The 23,502-nt window shown below is 62.6% G+C and carries 23 protein-coding genes; 7 read left to right on the forward strand and 16 right to left on the reverse strand.

What is annotated here, in order from left to right:
* Entirely contained in the window at nt 1-1,269 is a 1,269-nt protein-coding gene (locus B2828_RS00845) for a bifunctional folylpolyglutamate synthase/dihydrofolate synthase (protein ID WP_479631781.1), read from the reverse strand.
* Between the two features lie 18 nt (nt 1,270-1,287).
* Nucleotides 1,288-2,025, reverse strand: a complete 738-nt coding sequence (locus B2828_RS00850; protein ID WP_479631782.1) for a ComF family protein — start codon at nt 2,023-2,025, stop codon at nt 1,288-1,290.
* An 80-nt stretch (nt 2,026-2,105) separates the two neighbouring features.
* On the opposite strand from B2828_RS00850, the gene rsmI reads away from it, so the two are divergent.
* Nucleotides 2,106-2,813: a 16S rRNA (cytidine(1402)-2'-O)-methyltransferase gene (gene rsmI / locus B2828_RS00855; protein ID WP_479631783.1), complete on the forward strand. Its 708-nt coding sequence runs from the start codon at nt 2,106-2,108 to the stop codon at nt 2,811-2,813.
* Nucleotides 2,814-2,926: 113 nt separating this feature from the next.
* On the opposite strand, the gene B2828_RS00860 is transcribed toward rsmI, so the two are convergent.
* A complete protein-coding gene (locus B2828_RS00860) occupies nt 2,927-3,445 on the reverse strand; it encodes a DUF2062 domain-containing protein (RefSeq protein ID WP_479631784.1) in 519 nt (172 codons plus the stop codon).
* A gap of 90 nt (nt 3,446-3,535) precedes the next feature.
* Between B2828_RS00860 and B2828_RS00865 the strand changes: the two genes are divergently transcribed.
* Nucleotides 3,536-4,501 (forward strand): OmpA family protein, encoded by a 966-nt coding sequence (locus tag B2828_RS00865; protein ID WP_479631785.1) that lies wholly within the window; start codon nt 3,536-3,538, stop codon nt 4,499-4,501.
* Between the two features lie 65 nt (nt 4,502-4,566).
* On the opposite strand, the gene B2828_RS00870 is transcribed toward B2828_RS00865, so the two are convergent.
* Complete coding sequence (locus tag B2828_RS00870) at nt 4,567-4,893, reverse strand: hypothetical protein (RefSeq protein WP_479631786.1); 327 nt, start codon at nt 4,891-4,893, stop codon at nt 4,567-4,569.
* A gap of 145 nt (nt 4,894-5,038) precedes the next feature.
* Between B2828_RS00870 and B2828_RS00875 the strand changes: the two genes are divergently transcribed.
* Nucleotides 5,039-6,253 (forward strand): homospermidine biosynthesis protein, encoded by a 1,215-nt coding sequence (locus B2828_RS00875; RefSeq protein WP_479631787.1) that lies wholly within the window; start codon nt 5,039-5,041, stop codon nt 6,251-6,253.
* Nucleotides 6,254-6,440: 187 nt separating this feature from the next.
* On the opposite strand, the gene rpmA is transcribed toward B2828_RS00875, so the two are convergent.
* From rpmA to B2828_RS00915, 8 genes are all read right to left on the reverse strand, one after another.
* Nucleotides 6,441-6,695, reverse strand: coding sequence for a 50S ribosomal protein L27 (gene rpmA / locus B2828_RS00880; RefSeq protein ID WP_479631788.1), 255 nt, complete (start codon nt 6,693-6,695; stop codon nt 6,441-6,443).
* Nucleotides 6,696-6,709: 14 nt separating this feature from the next.
* Nucleotides 6,710-7,024, reverse strand: a complete 315-nt coding sequence (rplU, locus tag B2828_RS00885) for a 50S ribosomal protein L21 (protein WP_479631789.1) — start codon at nt 7,022-7,024, stop codon at nt 6,710-6,712.
* Between the two features lie 72 nt (nt 7,025-7,096).
* On the reverse strand, nt 7,097-7,333 hold the full coding sequence (locus tag B2828_RS00890) for a hypothetical protein (RefSeq protein WP_479631790.1): 237 nt from the start codon (nt 7,331-7,333) through the stop codon (nt 7,097-7,099).
* A gap of 1 nt (nt 7,334) precedes the next feature.
* On the reverse strand, nt 7,335-8,327 hold the full coding sequence (locus B2828_RS00895; RefSeq protein WP_479631791.1) for a hypothetical protein: 993 nt from the start codon (nt 8,325-8,327) through the stop codon (nt 7,335-7,337).
* Between the two features lie 17 nt (nt 8,328-8,344).
* Nucleotides 8,345-8,809, reverse strand: coding sequence for a hypothetical protein (locus B2828_RS00900; RefSeq protein ID WP_479631792.1), 465 nt, complete (start codon nt 8,807-8,809; stop codon nt 8,345-8,347).
* 5 nt (nt 8,810-8,814) lie between these two features.
* Nucleotides 8,815-9,057, reverse strand: coding sequence for a hypothetical protein (locus B2828_RS00905; protein ID WP_479631793.1), 243 nt, complete (start codon nt 9,055-9,057; stop codon nt 8,815-8,817).
* A gap of 218 nt (nt 9,058-9,275) precedes the next feature.
* Nucleotides 9,276-10,736 carry a phage capsid family protein gene (locus B2828_RS00910; protein ID WP_479631794.1) on the reverse strand — a complete coding sequence of 487 codons (1,461 nt, stop codon included), beginning with the start codon at nt 10,734-10,736 and terminating at the stop codon, nt 9,276-9,278.
* Nucleotides 10,737-10,800: 64 nt separating this feature from the next.
* A complete protein-coding gene (locus tag B2828_RS00915; protein ID WP_479631795.1) occupies nt 10,801-11,400 on the reverse strand; it encodes a hypothetical protein in 600 nt (199 codons plus the stop codon).
* A gap of 230 nt (nt 11,401-11,630) precedes the next feature.
* On the opposite strand from B2828_RS00915, the gene B2828_RS00920 reads away from it, so the two are divergent.
* Together B2828_RS00920 and B2828_RS00925 are read left to right on the forward strand one after the other, a co-directional pair.
* Nucleotides 11,631-13,307 carry an efflux RND transporter periplasmic adaptor subunit gene (locus B2828_RS00920; RefSeq protein ID WP_479631796.1) on the forward strand — a complete coding sequence of 559 codons (1,677 nt, stop codon included), beginning with the start codon at nt 11,631-11,633 and terminating at the stop codon, nt 13,305-13,307.
* A gap of 12 nt (nt 13,308-13,319) precedes the next feature.
* On the forward strand, nt 13,320-16,628 hold the full coding sequence (locus tag B2828_RS00925; RefSeq protein WP_479631797.1) for an efflux RND transporter permease subunit: 3,309 nt from the start codon (nt 13,320-13,322) through the stop codon (nt 16,626-16,628).
* Nucleotides 16,629-16,722: 94 nt separating this feature from the next.
* On the opposite strand, the gene B2828_RS00930 is transcribed toward B2828_RS00925, so the two are convergent.
* Genes B2828_RS00930 through rfaE1 form a run of 4 tightly spaced genes read right to left on the reverse strand, consistent with a single transcriptional unit; the run spans nt 16,723 to nt 20,661 of the window.
* Nucleotides 16,723-18,321, reverse strand: a complete 1,599-nt coding sequence (locus B2828_RS00930) for a CTP synthase (RefSeq protein ID WP_479631798.1) — start codon at nt 18,319-18,321, stop codon at nt 16,723-16,725.
* 21 nt (nt 18,322-18,342) lie between these two features.
* Nucleotides 18,343-19,101: a 3-deoxy-manno-octulosonate cytidylyltransferase gene (gene kdsB, locus B2828_RS00935; RefSeq protein ID WP_479631799.1), complete on the reverse strand. Its 759-nt coding sequence runs from the start codon at nt 19,099-19,101 to the stop codon at nt 18,343-18,345.
* The gene (locus tag B2828_RS00940; protein ID WP_479631800.1) at nt 19,088-19,657 is read right to left on the reverse strand and encodes a D-glycero-alpha-D-manno-heptose-1,7-bisphosphate 7-phosphatase; all 570 of its coding nucleotides are present in this window, start codon (nt 19,655-19,657) and stop codon (nt 19,088-19,090) included. The genes kdsB and B2828_RS00940 overlap by 14 nt, the downstream gene beginning before the upstream one ends.
* Nucleotides 19,654-20,661 (reverse strand): D-glycero-beta-D-manno-heptose-7-phosphate kinase, encoded by a 1,008-nt coding sequence (gene rfaE1 / locus B2828_RS00945; protein ID WP_479631801.1) that lies wholly within the window; start codon nt 20,659-20,661, stop codon nt 19,654-19,656. Before rfaE1 ends, B2828_RS00940 begins: the two co-directional genes overlap by 4 nt.
* A 108-nt stretch (nt 20,662-20,769) precedes the next feature.
* On the opposite strand from rfaE1, the gene murQ reads away from it, so the two are divergent.
* Together murQ and B2828_RS00955 are read left to right on the forward strand one after the other, a co-directional pair.
* A complete protein-coding gene (gene murQ / locus B2828_RS00950; protein ID WP_479631802.1) occupies nt 20,770-22,506 on the forward strand; it encodes an N-acetylmuramic acid 6-phosphate etherase in 1,737 nt (578 codons plus the stop codon).
* 575 nt (nt 22,507-23,081) lie between these two features.
* Nucleotides 23,082-23,444: a hypothetical protein gene (locus B2828_RS00955; RefSeq protein WP_479631803.1), complete on the forward strand. Its 363-nt coding sequence runs from the start codon at nt 23,082-23,084 to the stop codon at nt 23,442-23,444.
* Nucleotides 23,445-23,502 lie beyond the last annotated feature (58 nt).

Below are 23,502 nucleotides of genomic sequence, written 5' to 3' on the forward strand. Positions count from 1 at the left end.
CTACTGCGCGCTGGCCTCGGCCTCGGCTCCCTGAAGCAGGGCCAGGATTTCGCCGATCAGGAAAAGCGATCCGGCAATCAGCACCCGGCTGCCACTCTCGCGGGAGCGGATCTGGGCCAGGGCGAGCCCCTCAGCGGCGCTTTCGGCCACGGCGCAAGGCGTCTGCGGCGCGGCGGCGCGCACCTTCGCGGCAAGATCAGCCGCAGCGCAGGCCCGGACGCTCTTAACACCGACCGCCACGAATTCAGCGGCCAGGGGGGCAAATTCGCGGCAGATGGCCTCAATGTCTTTATCGCGCAACACCCCCAGGAGAAGGATCGGGCGCTCTTCCGCGTACTCTTCGCGCCAAGTCTGGACGAGCCTGCGGGCGGCGTCTTCGTTATGCGCGCCGTCGAGAACGAGTTCCACGCCCTTTGCACCCGCGATCCGCTGGAAACGCCCGGGCCAGACCACGCCTGAGAGGCCGCGCTCGATGGCCTCGCGCGTGACGGGAAGCTTCGAGGCTTCCAGGGCGGCCAGGGCCAGGGCGGCATTGATTTTCTGATGACTACCCGCGAGCGCCACGGCTTGGGCCACCGGCTGCTCAACCCAGCGCAGCGGCGCGCCGACCGTCTGTGCCCGCTCTCGCAGCACCTTGGCGGCGGCTTCCGGCTGCACGACGCTGACGACCGGGACGCCTGGCTTGAAAATGCCCGCTTTTTCCCCGGCAATGGCTTCCAGGGTGTTGCCCAGGTACTGCCGGTGGTCAAGGCTCAGCGAGGTGATGGCGGTAACGGCGGGCGTGAGGGCGTTGGTGGCGTCGAGGCGGCCCCCGAGGCCGGTTTCGAGCACAATCACCTCGGCGTTCTGGCGCTGGAACCAGTCGAGGGCGAGCGCGGCGGTCAGCTCAAAAAAAGTGGGGTGCGGGTTCCAGTCCTTCACCAGCTCGCGGATGCGCGAGAGGCCCTCGGCGGCTTCTTGCCGGGAAATCATCGCGCCGTTGATGCGGAGGCGCTCCCGGAAGGTGACGAGGTGGGGCGAGGTGAAGAGCGCGGTGCGGTACCCGGCAGCGCGGGAGATGGCGTCCAGCACGGCGCAGACGGAGCCTTTGCCGTTGGTCCCGGCCACGTGGAAGATGACGGGGCTCCCCCCGGGCCCAGGGGCTGCGTTGACGTTAAGAAGGCGCAGCAGGCGCGAGATGGATTCGAGGCCGAGTTTGATCCCGACTTTTTGAGTGGAGTAGAGCCAGGAAATAGCTTCGTCGTAAACCATGAGCGTATCGGTAAGCATCACTGAAAAAAGAACCGTCTAGGCCCGGGCGACCGTCGCCACGCGAACGGAGGCGGCCCCGGCGGCCATGAGCACGCGGGCGCATTCGTCCACGGTGGAACCCGTGGTGAGGACATCGTCGATAAGGAGTAGGTGGAGATCGGTCACGGCCCGATGTTGACGCAAATGGAAGGCTCCGCGCAAGTTTTCCATGCGGGCGGCCCGGTCAAAGGCGGTCTGGGTGGCGGTGTAGCGCGTTCGGCGCAGGCAGTCGAGGACGGGGATGCCGCTGGCGCGCGAAAGCTCCTCGGCCAGGATGTGCGCCTGGTTAAAACCCCGCTCGCGGCGGCGGGCATGGTGGAGCGGCACGGGGACGAGGCGCTCGCACCGGGGCTCCCGGAGGCGTGGATCTTCAAGCGTTTCGGACAGCCAGCGGCCGAGCTGTTTTTTGAGCGGAATTTTGCCGCCGTATTTGAACTGGTGGATCAACTCCCGCACGGAATCCCGGCTCCGGCGGGTGGCGACGGCGCAGGCAAAGGCGAAGTGCCGCTCGTTGCAATCGGAACAAGTAAAGGGGCCTTTGATGTTTCCCGCAAACGGCTGGGAACAGACCTGGCAGTAAGGGGCCACAATCCGGGGGGCTTTTTCAAGGCACGCTTCGCAGAGGACCTCGCCGGACGGGGCCGCGCCATGGCAGACCGCGCACTGGGGCGGGTAGAGCACGTCCAAAAACGCCCGACCGGCCTGGGCAAGAATCGGCAAAAGAGACGGGGACATCGAAAGAGGGGTATTTATCCGCCCCTGGGCCGGGAACACAAGCCTTCCTTATTCGCGAATCTTTTGCTCTACTTTCCGCCATGCTTTACTTGGTCCCGACCCCCATAGGCAATCTTGGCGATATGACGCAACGCGCCGTGGAGGTGCTTAAAAATGCCACGATCATCGGCGCCGAGGATACGCGCCACTCCTCCATTTTGACGCAGCACTTCGGGATCACGACGCCGCTCATCTCCTACCACGAGCACAACGAGGCCCGGCGCACACAGGAGCTCATGGAGCGCCTTCGCCGGGAGGAAACCGTGGCGATTATCTCCGACGCGGGAATGCCCGGCATCTCCGACCCCGGGGCGCGGCTGCTCGCGGCCTGCATCGCCGAGGGGCTCCCCTACAGCGTGTTGCCGGGGCCGAGCGCTCTCATCACGGGGCTCATCGGGTCCGGTTTCCCTGCGGATGCGTTCTACTACGGCGGCTTCCTCCCCCCGAAAAGCGGCGGGCGCGAGCGGGAACTCGAAGCGGCCGCAAACCGCCGCGAGACGAGCGTTTTTTACGAAAGCCCGCACCGCCTTTGCAAAACGCTCGAAGCCGCCGTGCGCTTTCTGCCAGGGCGCGAACTCTGCGTGGCCCGAGAGCTTTCCAAGACCTTCGAGGAATACCGGCGCGGGCTGGCTCCGGAGCTGCTGGCCCATTTCACCGCCCACCCGCCGAAGGGGGAAATGGTCTTTCTCGTGCGCGGACTGACGTCCCGGGAATGGCGGGACCGGGAGAAAGCTGCGGCAGGGGAGTAAAAATTTCTCACGCAAAGCCGCAAAGGCGCAAAGAAGAGACGCACCTGCCTCCTTTGCGGCTTTGCGTGAGACTTAATGCCTTTTGTCTGTGTAAATCGTATAAAAGCGGACGGTTACTTTTCCTCGATATCAATCCCCAGCGCCGCCGCGTCGCCCTCCAGCCGCCGGGCCTGGGCGCGGGTGACAATCCCGAGGAGCACCCAAAACGAGATCGCCGCGATCGGCAGGCCCACCAGGAGCGAACCGAGGAAAGTCGGCCAGATCAGCTCCACGAAAACATCCCAGTGAAGCCACTGGTGGATGTGAAGGTGGTCGATTTTAAAGTGCTCGGGCCAGTGGTGAGGATGCGATAGGAGCCACACCCCCACGCCGTACTCGAACCGGAGCACGACCGGCATGAACGGGATGATGACGTCGTGGAGCGCCACCCCGATAGCCGCCGCGACCTTGCTGCACCGGAAGCCCCACGCCGCGCCGATGCCCAGCAGCGTTTTCAGCCCGATAAAGGGGGTGAACCCGAAGAAAATCCCGATCGCCGCCCCGCCCGCAATGGCATGAGGGGTATCGTGCAGCCTCATAAGCCGGTGGGCTTCCTGCCGCAACCACGCCTTGAGGCGTTTCAAAGAAAACATGGCCATACCTTACCTCATTCACGCCCCGAGAACAGGGTGTTTCTATTGAGCCGGGGGCGAATTGGTGTATCATTTCCCCCAACACCGCCCATGGAACCCACGTCAAACCGCAATGCCAGCGAGGAAATCCGCTCCGTCCGTAAATGGTTTCTGCTGGCCCTCGTCCTGTCGCTCGGGGTTCACTGGCTGCTCTACGAGTATTTTTCCGGAAAACGGCTGGAGCATTTCGCCTTCAGCGCCCCGGGGACCCAGCGCCTGGTGCAGCGCCCGTTCACCGTCAAGAAGGTGACGATTAATGAAGAACTGCTCAAGCCCGCGGAAACCCCCAGGCCGAAGCAGCCCACACCGCCGCCAAAGATCATCCCCGCTGAGGATAAGCCGCAGGTGGAGAACCTCCCCACGGACGTCCGCTTCACGCCGCAAACGCCCGCGGGCACCGAAGCCGCCAAGGCCATCACCTCGGACAAGCCGCGCGTGGAAACCGGGAAAATCCCCAGCCCCGCCAGCAGCGATCAGCTCAACCGCGAGCTCGACTCCATCACCGACCAGCTCGCCTCCAAGAACGCGCCGAAGATCGCCGCGGGCAAGGGCGGCGGCGTCCCGGACTCCACCGAGAACGGCCGGGATGACCCCGCCTCGGAGGGTTACAGCAATATCGACAAGCTGCTCTCGCAATCCGGCCCCCTCAAAGGCAGCGTGGCCCCGGTGAACATGCCCGGCGGCGCGCTTTTCGAATACGACAGCGCGGTACTGCGCGACGATGCCATCGGGACGCTCCGCAAGCTCGGCACGCTCATCCAGCGCAACCCGCGCTCGACCTTTGGCATCGAGGGCTATACCGACTCCTTCGGCTCGCCGGACTACAACCAGGAACTCAGCCGTAAACGGGCCGAGGCGGTGAAGGATTGGCTCGTAACGAACATGAAGCTCGATCCGGCCAAGATCCAAACCAAGGGCTTCGGCAGCTCGCACTACATCGACCCGCCCACGGGAACCCGCGAACAGCAGGCCCGCAACCGGCGCGTGGAGATCGTCATCCGCACGCCGAAGGAATAGCCTTTCAGGCGTTTTCTAGAAACAGCCGGGGTAGGACTGAGGCTGGCCGACCGGGCATCCGCCTCTCACCGGCGAATCACCACGGAGATCGCCTCCTGAATCGTCAACTTGATATCCCCCGGAGGCTGGTCGGTCTGCTGCTTGCCCGCGGCCCTGATGCGCTCGAAGAGCTTTGCTTTGGTCTTCGGATCGGGCGCACACGGCTGGAGGCTCAGCGCGAATACCGCGTTGAGGCTGCGGCATTCCTTGAGAAATGCCTCCGCTTTCTCGCCGTAAAGACGGCGCCCGGCCTCAAATAGCTCCACCTCGTCAGGGTCAAGGGCACCCACGACGGATAGACGGGCCAGGTGTTGAAACGCTTCGAAAGTCATCTGGAATAAAATTTGGATCATTACGGTAAGGGCGCTCCGGTTCTCCCCTACCAATATTTCGTGCAACGTCCCCCAAATGCGCGGAAAAAGTTGCTATTTTCCTAAAGAATTCCCGTAAGCAGCTTTCGCATTGACCATTACGCCAAGCGAGCTACCGTTCGGCGGCATGAGTCTCTTAAATAAGAAATTCCCGCGCCTCCTGCCCGACCCCATCAAAAAGAACGTTCGCGTCGCCGATTTGATCGACAACGCCTTCAAAGCTTACAACGGGGGCCGCCTCGCCGAAGGGTGCCGCCTGTTTGTGGAAAAAATGCTCGCCGACAACGGCACCATCGGCATGTCGCTCACCGGCGCCCTGACTCCCGCCGGGTTGGGGAAATCAGCCATCGTCCCGCTGATCAAAGCCGGGTTCATCGACTGGATCATCTCCACGGGGGCGAATCTCTACCACGATCTCCACTACGGCCTGGGCATGCATCTTTTCGCCGGGTCCCCCTTCCTCGATGACGTGCAACTGCGTGGCGAGGGCATCATCCGCATTTACGATATTCTCTTCGATTACGACGTGCTCCTCGATACGGACGCCTTCGTCCGCAAGGTGATCCAGGGGCCGGAATTCCAGCGCACGATGGGCACCGATGAGTTCCACAACCTGCTGGGCCGCTACGTTTACGAGCGCGAGAAGGCCCTCGGCATCAAGGAAACCAGCCTGCTGAGCGCCGCCTACCAGTATGGCGTGCCGGTGTTCACCAGCTCCCCCGGGGATTCGTCCATCGGCATGAACGTCGCCGCCATGTCGCTGCGCGATTCCAAGCTGCAATTTGACTGCAACCGCGACGTCAACCAGACCGCCGCCATCGTTTACGACGCCAAATCAAGCGGGCATACCAGCAGCGTCTTTCTGCTCGGCGGCGGCTCGCCCAAGAACTTCATGCTCCAGACAGAGCCGCAGATTCAGGAAGTCATGGGCATTGAGGAACGCGGTCACGATTACTTTTTCCAGTGCACCGACGCCCGCCCCGACACCGGCGGTCTCTCCGGCGCCACGCCCTCGGAGGCGGTCAGCTGGGGCAAGGTGGACCCGGAATCGCTCCCCGATTGCGTGGTCTGTTACACGGATTCCACCATCGCGCTGCCTCTGATCACGGCCTACGCCCTCACCAAGGCCCCTCTGCGCACGCCCAAGCGCCTCTTCGACAAGCGCGACGAGCAGTACGAGACCATCCGCGCCATGTACTTCAAGAGCGGCAAGGTCGGCAAGATCCAGCACCGCACCAACCTGGACAAAACCGCCAAAAAGAAGCCCGCCAAGGCCGCCAAGAAGCCCACTAAGGCATCCAAGAAACCGGCCAAGGCATCCAAGCCCGCCAGGAAGAAATAGTCCGCTTCCTTTAAAAAAAAAGACCCCATCGAGAAGGCTGGAGCGACCCTCCGGCCTTCTTTTTTTGCCCAAAAGCCCCTGAAACGCAGTTCCGCCCCGCGCAGGAGCAAGACACACAAAAAAAACGCCCTGGCTTTCACCAGAGCGTTTAAAGTTTTGTCTACCGATTGAAAAATCGGCCTGTTATTTAAGCGGCGACGACGGGATCGACGTTCACGCGACGGCCTTCGCGGTCGAAGCGGACGGTTCCCTCGATCAGCGCAAAGATCGTGTAATCGCGGCCAATGCCCACCCCGCGACCCGGAACGAACTTCGTCCCGCGCTGACGGATGATGATGTTGCCCGCAACCACAGTCTGGCTGCCGAATTTTTTCACGCCGAGGCGCTTGCTAACGCTGTCGCGCCCGTTCTTTACACTGCCCTGACCTTTTTTATGAGCCATATAAAACTAAATTTTTAAGCGTTGATGGCGGTGATTTTAACCTTCGTCAGTTTTTGGCGATGGCCAACCGTGCGGTGGTAACCCTTGCGGCGGCGATACTTGAAGGCGATCACCTTGTCAGCCTTAATTTGAGCGACCACTTCCGCGGCGACCGTGGCCCCCTTAAGGGCAGCCGCGTCGGATTTGATCTCCGCGCCATTGGCGTAGAAAAGAACATCCGCGAAGCTGGTCTCGGTGCCCGGTTGGGCCTCGAGTTTCTCAACTTCAATCACATCGCCCGTGGCGACCTTGTACTGTTTGCCGCCGGTTTTGATAATTGCGTAAGCCATATTCGTCTCGAAAAGAAAGGCGGCAAAAGTGCCACGATGCGAGCCCCTTGACAAGGGCTTTCTTGCAAAAGTTCACATCCCCCTGGAGAGGGCCCGCCAGGCATCGCCCTCCAGGCTGCATTTAATCGGCTCATAATCAACCACTTGCCCCCTCCTGTCGAGCACCCTATCCACGATCACCGCCTCGGGCTCGTCGGGCTCCTTCAGCCGCCCAAATTCGTCCCGCCCCCCCCGCCGGAGCCGCACGTAGAGCGCCTCCACCTCCAGCGGCTCCCCGGTGAGGGGGTGGGCTGTCGTAAACCAGAACATGTCACGCCAGCCGGATCTTCCAGAGCTCCGTGCGCCAGATATTCCCCTTCCAGCGCTCGCAGGACCCGTAAAGCGTGACGTAGCCCCCAATCAGCGCCTCGTAATCCGAGCGCGTCGGGGTGCTCTTCGGAACCGTGAGGCTCAAAATATTGCTGTCGTAGGCGTAGACGACCGTCTCGCCATTGGTCAGCACGTCAGAGCAGTCAAAAGTGCCCGGGTAGTTCCACTGCACCATGTTAATTAGGTAGAGATCCGGTTCCACAGGGCTCTCGGAAAAGCTGACCTCCACCCGCGCCGCCACCGTACGCGAAAAAGCCACCCGCTTGGAAATGCCCATGTCCGTATCGTACCCGTAGAAAAGCCCGGGAAAGCGCACCGACTTCTCCCGGTATTCGACGTACGAGGCAGGCAGCGCGTCAAGGCTCGTCACGATTTGGATGCTGCGCCACTTATTGACCGCCGAAAGCTTGCGCTCCAGCGTCAGCGGCGAGGCGTCCGGCAAGGCCGAGCCCGCCGCCACCATGGTGTGCGTCGTCGTCAGCGGCGTACCGGTCTGCGATTCCACGGAACGCTCGGTCAACACCGGCCATTCCTCCACCGAAGTCGTCTTTTTCCTGGATACCTGGGCGTCCTTGGGCTCCACAACGCTTTCCAGCACGTTGAGGCCCGTATCCGCCGCCGTGCCCACGGGCACCTCCTGGCTGGAAGTCGACGTCACCGCCCCCCAGTTCGTCGAGCGCAGCGCCTCACCAACGAGCGCCGTCCCCGGCAGCCGCCGGTAAACCCGCCGCATGGTAATCGCCCCGCTGCGCCCCGGCACCGGCTCCTGGGAAACCAAGCGGTGTTCCGGCGACTTCGGATGGGGCGAGCCATACTGCGCCTCCGCCTCGAACGTCCCGGCAACCGAAAGCCCGGCGCGAACCGGCACCTCCACCACCAACTCCACGTCGCTCGGGTCCTGGGTGGGAAACCGAAATGGAACAGATTGAGACATAGAATAAAGAGAGAGAGTTAACGAAAATTCGTGTGGACCGGGACAGGCCCGGAGGAGCCGTCAAGGCCCGCCAGAATACGCAGCGCCAACACCGCCTGGCGTTTGATTTCAGGCTTGCCCGCCGCCGGTTTGAAATCGGGATGCGCGGAAAGCCGCCGCAGCGCCAGCGGCAGCAGCACCGATTCCTCCCACCCCTGGGGTAGCAGCAGCGTCACCCCGGGGTTCCCCGAAGCGACCAACCCCACATCCGCCACCGTCACCACCGGGCATTGGTCCGGGTAAAGCGCCCGCAACCCGCGCGGAGCCAGCACCCACATCTCCTGCAACGCCCCGTTAATGCACGCCACAATATCGTCGAGATCCCCCGGCCGCGCCGGCGAGCGCGAGAGCGGGCTGGTATTGGAAACATCTCCCGCATCGAACGCCGTCACGCCGAGATGCTTTGCGAGCCGAAGGCCCAGTTCATGAAGAGTCAGCGCCATAAAAATTAGACCTCCTTGCCACGGCCACGGCGTTTCGCGCCCGGGGCGATTTCCAGTTCCTGCGGTTTTTGCGCCTCCGTCAGCGAATCCGCAAAAACGTGCGGCTCCAGCTGATCCTCCGGCAGCAGATTTCCCAACAGCGGCCAGACATTAGCCGCCTTGTGAACATCCACCCGCTCGGCCAGGTAATCGCCAAGCTGGCGGTACGCGCGAACGTGCGATTGCGTCGGCGGGTTATAGCGGAACACATAAGACCTGCCGCTCCAGCCCGCCTGAACGAGATACTTGTGAAAAGAGCTTTCGCCCAAAATTTCGAGACAAAAATACATATTGAGTAATCCAGAAAAACAAACCCGAAGATTGGCGGGGCGGGGAAAATCCGTTCCCCGCCCCGCCGCCTCAACCTCACCCATCCTAGAACCCCCGCGCGCCAATCCCTGCGCACGGGAACGCAAAGCCCTACCGCCTAGAGCGTCGGCGCATTGGCGACCGACACGGCGTGCTCCACAAGCACATAGCCGCGCGGCTGATTGCTGCCGGAAATGCCGGAATCGCGGCGAACCTGCTGGCCATAGATCGACTGGTAAGCCCAGCCCATCCGGTGGCCGTAATCCGAAGTATTCTGCACCAACTCATGGCGCAGCGAACCATAGGCGCGAAGCCCGGCACCAGCGCCCATCAGAACGCTGTAGCCCACCGGAACGCCGTTCTTGTTGGCCTGGAGGACCACGGACCCAGTCGGATGCACGGTCGTATTCTTCGAAGCGTCCCAAGTCACGCCGCCCAGAGTGGTCACGGCAGAACCGGAAGCCGCAGAAGCGAGTCGGTTCGTGATGGCAATCTTGTTGCCGTCATTGGCTGAGCCGGTGTAGCTGTAGAAGCCCCACTTGCCCTTGTCGGCGCCGCTCACATTGATAACGACTACGTAATACGTATTCGTATCCGTGCTCGTCGCGCTGTCGCTCTCCAGGTAGCGGTAGGGAGCGCCGCTGAAGCACTCGAAGTACTTGTTCGCCGTGCCCGAGGACGCGCGACCGCCGCCGGTAAGAGCAATGGCGGAGGTTCCAGCCGAGACCGCATCACCCAGGAGCGCCTTGGGCAGAAGCGGGCTGCCAATCGGCCCGGGAGTATCGGCATCGACCACCTTGTGATGCAGGATCGTCGTGCCATTCCAGCGGGTATAGCCGCCGCTAAAGAGCACGTTTTCATCCCCACGCACCCCGGCATTCTGCTGGGCCTGGAGCCAGCTCGAGCTATTGGCCAGCGGAGCCAGCGAATCCTCGGTTGCGAGGAAGAGATATTCGAACACCTTGGAATAACCCGTTGCCATGATGTTCACCGGCCGAGCGCCCAGCGAAGAGGCAATGGCGTTGGCCTGGCCGATGATGCCCGTCGAGAGCGCATCGCTGGCCGTCAAGTCATCGCGGGTCGCGCGATTGTTCGGGCGGATCGTATTGAGCCCCACCGCCGAAGCGATGAACTTCATCAACATATCGCGCTGACGCTTGCGGCCCAGCCAGGTAGCCACCAGCGGAGCGGCGGCGGCCTCGATGCTGCGGCCCGCGGAGAGGAACTCAATATCCTTCTTGGTCAGACCCACCGCGTGGCGGATAAAGTCGACCTGGCAGGAATAGCTTCCAATGGTAAGGGCCTCTTCGTTGCCTTCGAGGACCTCATCGCCGTGAACCCCATCGCCCCCGAGGGAAGCGATCGTATTGAAGAACACTTTATCCCCGCCGCCCTTGCTCAGATCGGTCTTGATCCAGACCGGGCGATCCGAGTTCTCGTCACCTTCGAGCAGAGAAAAGAAGTCCTCCTCCTCCACCGCGAGATCGATGAACCGGGAAAAAAGCTGACCGACATTGCTTGAGGCCACCGCCCGATAGCTTTCCAGTCCGGTCGCCGTAATTTGATTTCGTGTTGCCATGCTTGTGTTGTTTGGTTGTTTTGGACCCGTCGGCGGCTGCCTTCGGGCGTGAATTGAAAAAAATTTAAGACCGCTTCAAGAGCGCCTCGAACGGAGTGCCGATTTCGCGCAAGAGGCTCAACATATCGCCCGTCGACTTCGCCCCGGCCACGCGCCGTTCAAGCGCCGTCGCAGGAGACTCCACCGGCGTTCCGCCCGCCGGAATCGGCCTCACCGAACGGTGGGCTGCGGCCTTGGGAGCTGGTTCCGGAGCGGCCGCCCGGCCACCCTTCCCCAACAGGCGCGACATACGCCGTGCGATTTTGTATTCCGCCTCGGGGTCATCCGCCAGCGGGCTGCCCGCCTCGCGCAGATACTCCAGCTCCTCGCGACAAGCCGCGGCCAGGTCGCTCCCCTCAGCCAGCGCCTCGGGAAAATCGCGCCCCACGGCATCGCGAACCTTCCGGCGGGCTTCGGCGAGCGCAGGGTCTTCCGCCGCCTTCGTCTCCACCGCCTCCGGCGCGGGCTCGGGAGGGGCCGCCGCCTCGTCTCCCTCGCCCGCGCCCTCAACCCCTTCCATCTGTTCGAGAAGCGCCGACTTCTCGCGTTCTTTTTCGTTATCCGCCCCAGCGATGGGGGCGGCCTGCGTCAGCTCAGCGGCCTCTGAGGCCAAATCCGGTTCCATTCACGCACCATTCGCAACCGAACGCCCGAAACGCAATGCGGCACCGAACGCGGCGCGTCAAATCTCCTGGCCAGCAGCTCGCGGCAAAAAAAGTTCCAGGGATTTTCCCTCCGGCGGTGTTCTACCCATCAACCGACCACCCTATGGATCAGCCGCCCACATCCCACACCGCACCGCCACCCACCCCCCGCCGCTTCCCGTGGCTCGGCCTTCTTGTTGCGGGGGGGATCGTGCTTGCACTCGCAGGCACCGCAGCCCTCCGGAGCGGCTTTATTCCCGGGAACGCCGCATCTCCTGCCGCCATCACCAAAACCGCCCCCAAATACCACTGCCCCATGCACCCGTCGGTTATCTCCGACAAACCCGGCAAGTGCTCCATCTGCGGCATGGACCTCGTCCCCATCGGCGAAGGGGCCACCCCGGTTTCCATGAAAAGCGGCGTCTCCGGCTTGGCCGTCGTCTCCATCGCACCCCAGGCCCGCCAGACCATGGGTCTGAAGCTCGGCACCGTCGAAAAACGCCCCCTCAACCGCGAAGTGCGCACCTCCGCCCGGATCGTCGCCGACGAAACGCGCCAGTGGCGGGTCTCCACCAAAGTCGACGGCTGGATCGAGCGCCTCTTCATCTCCTACACCGGCCAGGAAATCCAGAAAGGCGCCCCCCTCCTGAGCATCTACAGCCCCGCGCTCGTCTCCGCCCAGGGCGAATACCTCAACGCCTTGCGCGCTCGGGAAAAAGGCTCCGCAGCCCTCGATCCCCTCGTCGCCGCCGCCCGCAAGCGCCTGGAGCTCTGGGACATCAGCGACGAGCAAATCGCCACCCTCGCCCGCACCGGCAAAGTCGAGAAAACCCTCACCCTCTACGCCCCCGCCAACGGCATCGTCCTCACCCGCGACGTCCTGGCGGGCCAGAAAATCGCCCCCGGCGACCCGCTCATGATCATCGCCGACCTCTCCACCGTCTGGGGCGACGCCGACATCTACCAGTCCGACCTCGCCAACGTCAAAACCGGCATGCCTCTCACCATGACCCTCCCCTACTGGCCCGGCAAATCCTTCGATGGGAAAGTCATCTTCGTCTCCCCCACCCTAGACCCGGAAACGCGCACCCTCAAAGCGCGCCTCGAAATCCCCAACCCCGCCCAACTCCTCAAGCCCGGCATGTTCGGCGACGCCCGGCTCTTCTACCCCCTGGGCGAAAATTTGACCCTCCCCGCCTCCGCCGTCATGTTCGGCGGCCAGCGCACCTACGCCTTCCGCGACAACGGCGACAGCCACCTCGTCCCCACCGAAATCCAAATCGGCGTACGCAGCGGTGACGATTACGAACTCCTCAGCGGCCTGCACGAAGGCGACCGCGTCGTCGTCTCAGCCAACTTCCTCGTAGATAGCGAATCCAACCTCAAAGCCGCCCTGGAGGCCATGGCCAGCCCCTCTCCGACAACTCCCGCAGCTCCCGAAGTCCCCCACCAGCACGCGGTGGCAACCATCCCGCCCGCCGAGCCGCAAGCCATCACCGCCGCCAACTACGCCACCGTCCTCGCCGCCTACCTGAAAATCCACGAATCCCTCGCCGCAGACAACCTCGACAAAGCACGCGACGCCGCCCGCACCATCGACACCCTTCCCGCCGCCCGGGCCCTGGCCGCCGCGCCGGGCCTCGACAAAGCGCGCGAGCAATTCAAGCCCCTCTCCAGCGCCGTCATCGCCGCCGCCCACCAGTTCGGAGCCCCCGGCAACACCCCACTTTCCCACCAAGCCTGCCCCATGGCGCTCGGCGAAAAAGGAGCAGAATGGCTCCAGCCCGTGGGCCCGACCCAGAACCCCTACTTTGGCAAAGCCATGCTCGAATGCGGCGAAGCCCGGGAGCCCATCGCTCCCAAGAGCGCTACCCAGCCCACCCCCTAGACGCCGCCCGCCATGATCAAGCCCATCATCGCCTTCTGCGCCCACAACCGCCTGCTGGTCATCTTCCTCATCGCGGCCGCCGTCGCCTACGCCGCCTTCTCCCTGCACGAGATCCGCCTCGACGCCATCCCCGACCTCAGCGACACCCAGGTCATCATCTCCACCCGCTGGGACCGCAGCCCCGACATCATCGAGGACCAGGTCAGCTACCCCATCATCACCGCGCTGCTCGGCGCACCCAGGGTCAAAGCCATCCGAGGCTTCAGCGACTTCGGCTACAGCTACGTCTACGTCATCTTCGAGGACGGCACGGATATTTACTGGGCCCGCAGCCGTGTCGTCGAATACCTGCAAAAAATCGCCGGAACCCTCCCCCAGGGCGCCAACCCCGAGATCGGCCCGGACGCCACCGGCGTCGGCTGGATCTTCCAATACGCGCTGGTCGACAAAAGCGGCAAGCACGACCTCTCCGAACTGCGCGGCTACCAGGACTGGTACCTGCGCTACGCCCTCCAGAGCGTTCCCGGCGTCGCCGAGGTCGCCAGCTACGGCGGCTTTCAGAAACAGTACCAAGTCACCGTCGATCCCAACCGCTTGCAAAGCTACGGCGTCGGCATGGTCGAAATCATCGAAGCCATCAAAAAGAGCAACAACGAAGTTGGCGGCCGCTTGATCGAATGGAGCGGCAAGGAATTCATGGTACGCGCCCGGGGCTACGTCCAGACCCCCGACGCGCTTGAGAAAGTCGTCATCAAGACCACCCCGCAAGGCACCCCCGTCCTGCTGCGCGACCTCGCCACCGTCGCCCTCGGCCCCCAGCTCCGCCGAGGCGTGGCCGACTTCAACGGCGAGGGCGACACCGCCGGAGCCATCGTCGTCATGCGCCACGGCGAAAACGCACTCAATGTGATCGATCGGGTCAAAGCAAAGCTCGATGAACTCAAGCCCTCCCTGCCCGAAGGCGTACAAATCCTCACCACCTACGACCGCTCCGGCCTCATCCGGGACTCCATCGCCAACCTCAAGCACGAGCTGATCCTCACCATGATCGTCGTGAGCTGCGTCATCCTCTTTTTCCTCTGGCACCTCCCCTCCGCGATCATCCCGATTATCACCATCCCCGTCTCCGTCCTGCTGGCCTTCATCCCGATGTACCTGATGGGCATCACCTCCAACATCATGAGCCTCGCCGGGATCGCCCTTTCCATCGGCGTGCTTGTTGACGGCGCAATTGTCGAGGTCGAGAACGCCTACAAACGCATCGAACACTGGATCGCCGACGGCAAAAAAGGCGACTTTCACCAAGTCCGGCTCCAGGCACTCCTGGAGGTGGGCCCCAGCGTCTTTTTCTCGCTCGCCGTCATCGCCGTCGCCTTCCTGCCCGTCTTCGCCCTTGTCGACCAGGAAGGCCGCCTCTTCAAGCCGCTCGCCTACACCAAGAATCTCACGATGCTGCTGGCCGCCTTTCTGGCCATCACGCTCGATCCGGCAGTACGGATGCTCTTTGCCCGCATCGAGCCCTTCACCTTCCGCCCGCGCTGGTTGGCAAAGCTCGCCACCGGGCTCCTGGTCGGCCGCTACACCCGCGAGGAAAACCACCCCGTCAGCGGACGCTTGATGAAACTCTACGACCGCCCATGCCGCGGGGTGCTCAACCACCCCCGGCTCACCATCGCCACCGCCGTCCTCGTCGTCTTGAGCACCATCCCGGTCTACCGCCAGCTTGGCCACGAATTCATGCCCCCCTTGCAGGAAGGGACCATCCTCTACATGCCCACGACGCTGCCCGGCATCTCCGTCACCGAGGCGCAAAAACTCCTGCAAACCCAGGATCAGCTCATCAAGTCCTTCCCGGAAGTCCTCACCGTCCACGGCAAAGCAGGCCGCGCCGACACCTCCACCGACCCAGCCCCCTTCTCGATGATGGAAACCACCGTCGTCCTCAAGCCCAAGGAACAGTGGCGCGCCAAAGAACGCTGGTACTCCCGCTACCTCCCCGAATGGCTCAAAGCCCCGCTGCGCCAAATCTGGCCCGAGCACATCTCGCAAGAGGAACTCATCGCCGAAATGGACCACGCCATCCAGATCCCCGGCAGCGTCAACGCTTGGACCATGCCCATCAAAGGCCGCATCGACATGCTCAGCACCGGCGTACGCACCCCCATCGGCATCAAAGTCCTCGGCGCGAACATCGAGGTAATCCAGGCCATCGGCAGCCGCATCGAAAACGTCCTTAAAAAAGTCCCCGGCACCCGCAGCGTCTTTGCCGAACGCGCCGCGGGCGGTTACTTCGTCGACTTCGTCCCCAAGCGCGAGGCCCTCGCCCGCTACGGCCTCACCGTCGAGGACCTCCAAGCCGTCATCCTCAGCGCCGTCGGTGGCGAGACCATCTCCACCACCATCGAAGGCCGGGAGCGCTACTCCATCAACCTCCGCTACCCGCGCGACCTGCGCCAGGACCTCGACCAGCTCCAGCGCATCCTCGTCACCGTGCGCGGCGGGAAAAATCCCATCCAGGTCCCCATGATCGAACTGGCCGACATCCTGCTCCTCAACGGCCCCTCCATGATCCGCAACGAAAACGGCATGATGGCCGGTTACGTCTTCGTCGACATCGCAGGCCGCGACATCGGCGGCTACGTCGAGGAAGCCAAGCGCATCGTGCGCGAAGAGGTCAAGCTCCCCACCGGCTATAGCCTCCTCTGGAGCGGCCAATACGAGAACATGGAGCGCGTCAAAGAGCGCATGAAAATGATCCTCCCCATCACCGGCCTCCTCATCTTCATCCTGCTCTACTTCAATACCCAGAGCACATTCAAGACCCTGCTCGTCATGGCAGCCGTCCCGTTCAGTTTGGTCGGCGCAGTCTGGTTCATGTGGCTGCTGGGCTACAACCTGTCGGTGGCCGCCTGGGTCGGCATGATCGCCCTCATGGGCCTCGACGCAGAAACCGGCGTCTTCATGCTCATGTTCCTAGACCTTTCCTACAACGACGCCGTGCGCCAGGGCAGAATGCGCAGCCTGGGCGACTTGAAAGAAGCCATCGTCCACGGCGCGGTCAAACGGCTGCGCCCGAAACTCATGACCGTCACCTGCGCCTTCATCGGCCTCATGCCCATCATGTGGTCCACCGGCACAGGCTCCGACATGATCAAGCGCGTCACCGCCCCGCTAGCCGGGGGACTCGCCACCTCATTCATCATGGAACTGCTCGTCTACCCGGCCATCTACCTCCTGTGGAAATGGCGTTCAGAAGTACGCCCCTCGCTTGAAAACGGCCGCCCCATCGAGCTGACCGAAACCGCGAACCACGCCGCATAAAAAAACGCACGTTCCCCTCTCCCCCTCGTTCCCGAGCTAAACTCGGGAACGCGCCACTCCAAACCGGTAAAGAAGAACTGAGCGGGAAAACGCCCTAGCTCAAATTCGCCAAACAAGCCGCGATGAACCCGCGGAAGAGCGGATGCGGCTGATTCGGACGGCTCTGGAACTCCGGATGGAACTGGCAAGCCAGGAACCACGGGTGATCCTTCAATTCAATCATCTCCACCAGCGACCCATCGGGCGAAGTCGCCGCCACCACGAGCCCCTTGGCGATCATCTGTTCGCGGTAAGCCGGGTTGAATTCATAGCGATGGCGATGGCGCTCGGAAATCTCCGTTGCCCCGTAAAGCTTCTCAGCGCGGGTCCCCTCGACCACCTTCGCGGGCCAAGCCCCCAGGCGCATGGAGCCGCCGAGCTGCGTCACTTCCTTCTGCTCATCGAGCAGCGAAATCACCGGGTGCGGCGTCTTTTCGTCAAACTCCGTGCTGTTCGCATCCTTGAGACCGCAGACATTGCGGGCGAACTCGATCGTGGCAATCTGCATCCCCAGACAAAGCCCCAGGTAAGGCACCCCGTTTTCGCGGGCATACTGCGCCGCGCGGATTTTCCCTTCAATGCCGCGGTCGCCGAAGCCACCGGGAACCAGGATGCCCGCCACGTCGCTCAGGTCGTCGTCCGTCACCGTCTCGGCGTCGATGCGCACGAGATCAATGGCGCAGTCATTGGCCGCCGCCGCGTGGGTCAGGGATTCGTAAATGGATTTGTAAGCGTCCTGAAGCTCGATGTACTTGCCGACGACCGCGATTTTCACGCGCTTCTTCGGGCTGATAATCCGCTGCACGAACTTCTTCCAGTTCACCATATCGGCCACCGGCGCGGCCTTGCCCTTGAGGCCCAACAGGCTCACAACCGTATTGTCGAGGCACTCCTGCTGAAGCATCAGCGGCATTTCGTAAATCGTATGGGCCACGTCCTGCGCCTCCACGACCGCCGGGAGCGGCACGTTGCAGAACATGGAAAGCTTCTTGCGGACATCCTCGTCCAGCGGGTGTTCGCAGCGGCAGATGAGCACCTGCGGATGGAGACCGATCTCGCGCAGCTTGGCGATGCTCTGCTGCGAAGGCTTGGTCTTCAGCTCGCCCGCCGCCTTGATGAACGGCACCAGCGTCACGTGCATGATGATCGCGTTCTGCGGCCCCACTTCGAGGATAAATTGACGGATGGCCTCCAGGAAAGGCAGCCCCTCGATGTCGCCCGTGGTGCCGCCGATTTCAGTAATGAGCACATCGCATTTACACTCGTGCTCCAGCTCGTGCAGCCGAGCCTTGATCTCGTCGGTGATGTGCGGAATCACCTGCACCGTCTTGCCGAGGTAATCGCCCCGGCGCTCCTTATCGAGCACGTTCTGGTAGACCTGGCCGCTGGTCAGATTGTTGTGGCGGGTCAGCGTACACTTGGTAAAGCGCTCGTAGTGGCCAAGGTCGAGGTCGGTCTCCGCGCCGTCGTCGAGCACATACACCTCGCCGTGCTGGAAGGGGCTCATCGTGCCGGGGTCAACGTTCAGGTACGGGTCGAACTTCTGGAGCACAACGCTCAAGCCGCGGTGTTCGAGCAGCGTGCCGAGAGAGGCAGCCGCGAGGCCTTTACCTAGGGAGCTAACGACGCCGCCAGTGACGAAAATGTATTTCATAGAGAGGTGTTGGTGGGAAGGTTACGCGGATTTTGCGCTTTTTCGCAGGATTTTTTCAACGGCTTGTACGTCGCCGGGGGTATCGACCCCGACTGAAGCGTGTTTGGTGATGAGCACGCGGATGCGCGCGCCGTTTTCAAGGGCTCGGAGTTGCTCCAGCTGCTCGGCTTTTTCAAGCAAGCTGGGCTTCCATTTGACGAACTGGAGGAGAAAGCGGAGCGAATAACCGTAGATCCCCTGGTGCCGGTAGAACGGCGCGGAGCCCCCGGCATCGCGGATGAAAGGAATCGGGCTGCGGGAAAAATAGAGGGCGTCGCCATCGCGCCGGAGGACCACCTTGACGGCGTTGGGGTTCGCCACGTCATCGTCCGGCCCGAACGGATTAGCGGCGGTGATCATGTCGAGCTTGGGATCGGCGGTCAGCGTCTTGGCCAGGCGGTTAAGGAGCGCGGGATCGACCAGCGGCTCGTCCCCCTGGACGTTGAGAACGTGCGTGATCCCCTTCAGCTTTTTGGCCACCTCGGCAATGCGGTCCGTTCCGCTGCGGTGTTTCGGGGAGGTAATGGAGACCTCCGCGCCAAAGGCAAACGCGGCCTCGGCGATGCGCATATCGTCCGTGGCCACGATGACCCGGGAAATGGCCTTTGCCTTCAGCGTGCGCTCCCAGACATGCTGGATGAGCGGTTTGCCCGCGATGACATGGAGGGATTTCCCGGGAAACCGGGTGGAACCCCAACGGGCAGGCAAAATGGCGGCGACGGCGCTCTTAGATGCTGGCATCCTTATTCTGTAAGATAAGGGCTACCGCCGCGACAATATCTTTTGCGATAAAATTAGGGGAAACCCCCGCGGCCACCTCCTGGCAGCCGTACCCGGTCTCGACCAAAACCGTCCGGGTCCCCGCCCGTTGACCGCATTCGACATCGGCCCGCTTATCCCCCACGAACCAGGAGCGCGCGAGGTCAATGCCCAGGTCCCGAGCCGCTTCGAGCACCATTCCCGGCTCCGGTTTCCGGCGAACCGAGGGGGTGGAGGGGGCGTCTGGGCAGAAATAGGTGGCGGCGATGGCCGAAGAAGACGCGGAGACGGGCTCCTCGTCGATCTGCCGGATCAGCTCCGCCTGCACGGCCCGGTATTGGGCTTCAGTGAAGTAGCCGCGCCCGATACCCGCCTGGTTGGTGATAATCACGCAGAGAAACCCGTTGCGGTTCAGCTCCCGGAGCGCCTCCCCCGTACAAGGGAACACCCGGACCAGCGCCGGATCGGCACAGTAGTTAACCTCCTCCATGAGGGTGCCGTCGCGGTCCAAAAACACGGCGGGCCTCAACGAACTCACGCCGATTCCTCCACAAAACTACCCTGCAACTCCTCCAGCGTCAGCGTAGCCGTGCCGAGCTTGCCGACGACGACGCCCGCCGCATGGTTGGCGATCAACGCCGCCTCCCGCGCCGTGGCCCCCGAGCAGAGCGCCAGCGTATAGAGCGCGATGGTCGTATCGCCCGCGCCGGAAACGTCATAGACCTCCTTGGCCAGCGTGGGAATGTGAAACGGAGCCTCGTCGCGCTGGAAAAGCATAATGCCCTGCTCGCTCAACGTCACCAGCAGGCTCGCCGTATCCCAGCGCTCCAGCAGCACCTCGCCCGCCTTGAGCAGCTCCTTGTCCTCAATAGCCGGTTCAACCGGGTCGGAAGGCGGCAGTCCGGCGGCGGCAAAGGCCTCCATCCGGTTCGGTTTGACGGTATCCACCCGTTTCCAGATCAGCCGATTGTTCGGGTTGGGGTCAACGGTGACGATTTTCCCCGCCTGCCGGGCCAGCGAAATAATGGCATCCACGAGTTCCTGGTTCAGCAGCCCCTTGGCGTAATCCTCAATGATGACCCCGTCGATTTCGTCAATCAACGCCCCCAGGCGCTCCAGCACCGCCGTCATTTGCAACGCGGTCAGGCCGGTCCTGCGCTCGCGGTCCACCCGGACCACCTGCTGGTTGCGGGCGATGATGCGCGTTTTAACAATGGTCTGGTAATTCGGGTCCTCCACCAAGCAGTCAAGCCGGATGCCGTCGGCGGCAAGGAGGTTTTTCAGGTGCAGCGCATGGTCATTCGCCCCGATGAGGCCCAGCAAATGAACCGTCTTGGCGAAACCGCTCAGGTTGCGCGCCACGTTGGCCGCGCCGCCGGGATAACGCGTCTCCCGATCCACCTCGACCACCGGCACAGGCGCTTCCGGGGAGATCCGCTTCACACGGCCCCAGATAAATTCATCGAGCATGATATCCCCCACGACGAGGAGGGTCATTCCGGAAAAACGATTGGCGATTTGTTGAAAACGGGAAAGGTTCATTGCGGGAAACGCGTAGAGGCGCCCTAAACACTAGACAGGTTTCCCCTGATTGAAAACAAGCTTTTTGAGCAGTTGCCGGATCGCCCTTTCGGGCGCAAGTTTCAAGTGATGAAACGCGTGCTGGGCATCGAGGGCGGAGGAACCAAAACGGAGTGGATCTACAGAGACGAACCCGGGGGCGTCACCCGTGGCGGCGTGCTCCCGGCAGCCAACCTGAGGCTGATTGACAACACCTCGCTGGAAACCCTCTTGAGCGTCCTGCCCGCCGACGCCACGCACGTAGGCGTCTTCCTGGCCGGATGCGCCAACGAAGCCGACCGCAAACGCCTTTCAGCCATCGTCTCCACCGTCTGGCCCCAAGCCAAAACAGTCATTGGGGGCGACCGCGAGTCTGGCTTTGCCGCCGCCTTCGGAGACCGCGACGGCGTGGCCGTCATCGCAGGAACCGGCTCCGCCATCACCGCGCGCCGGGGCCTCCGGTTTGAAAAAGCAGGCGGCTGGGGCCAGCTCCTGGGCGATATCGGCAGCGGCTACCACCTCGCCGTCCAGGCCCTACGCCACGTCCTCTGGACCTACGACCTCACCCGCCGCGTCGCGGGCCCGGGCGAAGCCATCCTTTCCGCCCTCGCCCTCAACCGGGTCGAAGAACTGGTCCACTGGGCCGAAGAAGCCGACAAAATGTCCGTCGCCAAGCTCGCCCCCGTCCTCTTCCAAGCCGCAGCCCAGGGCGACCAGGAAATCAGCGCCATCCTCGACCGGGGGGCCGCCGCGCTCGCCGACGGCGCCTGCGCCACCATCCGGCGGCTCGGCTTCGACACCGCGCCCGAGATCCGCCTCCAGGGCGGCATCTTCGTGCACCACCCAGAATACGTCGAGCGCTTCACCCGCCGCATCGCGGAAAGCCCCTACGCCCAGGCCCCCGTCAGCGTCTGCACCGAGTCCGGAGCCGTCGGCTCCCTCTGGCTGGCCGCCGAGGGAAGCGTTCCCGTGCCCACCCCGCCCGAAACAAAGCCGGAAATCGACCTCACCGAACTCGCAGGCGCGCTCACCGAACAGCGCAACCCCGCCTCCGAAGGCCTCGACTCCATGAGCACCCCGCAAATCGTCGATCTCTTTTTAAGCGAGGAAAACCGCGTCAGCGAAGCCCTCGCCGCAGCGCGAAATCCCCTGGTCGAAGCCGTGGAAATCGTCACCGACAGCCTGCGCCGGGGTGGCCGCCTCTTCTACGTCGGCGCGGGAACCAGCGGACGGCTCGGCGTGCTGGACGCCAGCGAAATCCCGCCCACCTTTGGCGAAAACCCGGAGCGCATCCAAGCCATCATCGCAGGCGGCGTCGGCGCCCTCTACCGGGCAGCCGAAGGAGCCGAGGACCAACGCGAAGCCGGGGCCCTAGCCATCGTGGAACGCGGAGTCCGCCCCCAGGACGTCGTCTGCGGCATCACCGCCAGTGGCCGCACCCCCTTCGTCCTCGGCGCACTCGCCCAAGCCCGCACCCTCGGAGCCCGCACCCTGCTCCTCGCCTGCAACCCAGCCCGGCGGCACGACGGCGCGGCATGGGACGTGGAAATCGACCTCCCCACCGGCCCGGAACTCGTCACCGGCTCCACCCGGCTCAAAGCAGGCACCGCAACCAAGTGCGCCCTCAACATCCTCTCCACAGCGACCATGGTGAAGCTGGGCAAAGTCCACGGCAACTTGATGGCCAACGTCGCCGTCACCAACGCCAAGCTGCGGGACCGGGCCATCCGCTTAGTCAGCGCCCTACGCGGCCTGCCCCGAACGGAAGCTGAAGCCCTCCTTGAAGCCAACGCCTGGGACGTCCGCCGCTGCCTGCCGCCTGAATAGCCGATATTATCAGGAACTCAGGAAAGTCAGGAAGTAGCTGGGCTATGAATTGAGGCTTTGCGTGGTAGGAAAACCAGACGAAAAGCACGGTTCCCCAAAGCTACACAGCACTCACGAGAGAACATTCGTTTTCCAGACTGAGGCGTGAAGAAAAATACCGCCAAAGAAAACCAAAGGTAAAACAGAGTCACTTCTTAAAAATAAATTTAAGCACTACGTAGCTAACGCAATTCGCAACAACAATCGCCGCAAGGTACCCTAGAATGTATCTCGAGGTAATCTTTTGGTTCTGAATCAAAATCGCAACAAGCATAGTTGCGACCATGAATAAATTAAGAAATATCAAGCCAGAGCGCATATTGACGGCAGTATTCGAAATTTTGTGTGCGGGCCGAGTTTCTGATGCTGTTTGGTGCAGAGAAAAGGGGACAGGCGACAATTTCTTACAGATAAAAGAATTCAGTCAATCAATGACACCTACCCCATTCTCTCAAATGAGGAGGCTTTGAGGCTTTCAGTCATCGCACAGCCAAATCCTTCCGGTGGCCCGAAACCGCCCAGAGAAGAAAGACGCTATGAAACCGATGATCCCATTGATAACCGCCGTGTTTACCGTCGCAGCAGCGAGCCTGGCCATGGCTAGTGGATGCCACACTTACAAAGTCCGGCTGGAACCGGCGCGAGCGAAAATCATCCAGACCAAAATTTACCAAACAAGCTCCTGCACGCCCACCCAGACGATCTGCCCCCACCCCTCTTCGCTCGACATGACCTACGCAGCCTACGGCCCCAGCCACCCGGGGACCTCGTACCCTCAGCCCCGCCTCGTATCGCTCGAGCCTGTTGCCACCTACCGTTCCGCACGCACTACAACCTGCCTGCCGCCCCACCCCTCATCCCTCGCCATAACCTACGCCGCCTACAATCCCATCCGGTAACCAATCCGAAGCCCCGCCTCTCAAATCCAGGCAATCCGAATCCCCCAAAGCCCCATCC

The sequence above is a fragment of the Spartobacteria bacterium UBA695 genome, from assembly GCA_002298145.1.
GTDB lineage: Bacteria > Verrucomicrobiota > Verrucomicrobiia > Chthoniobacterales > Chthoniobacteraceae > UBA695.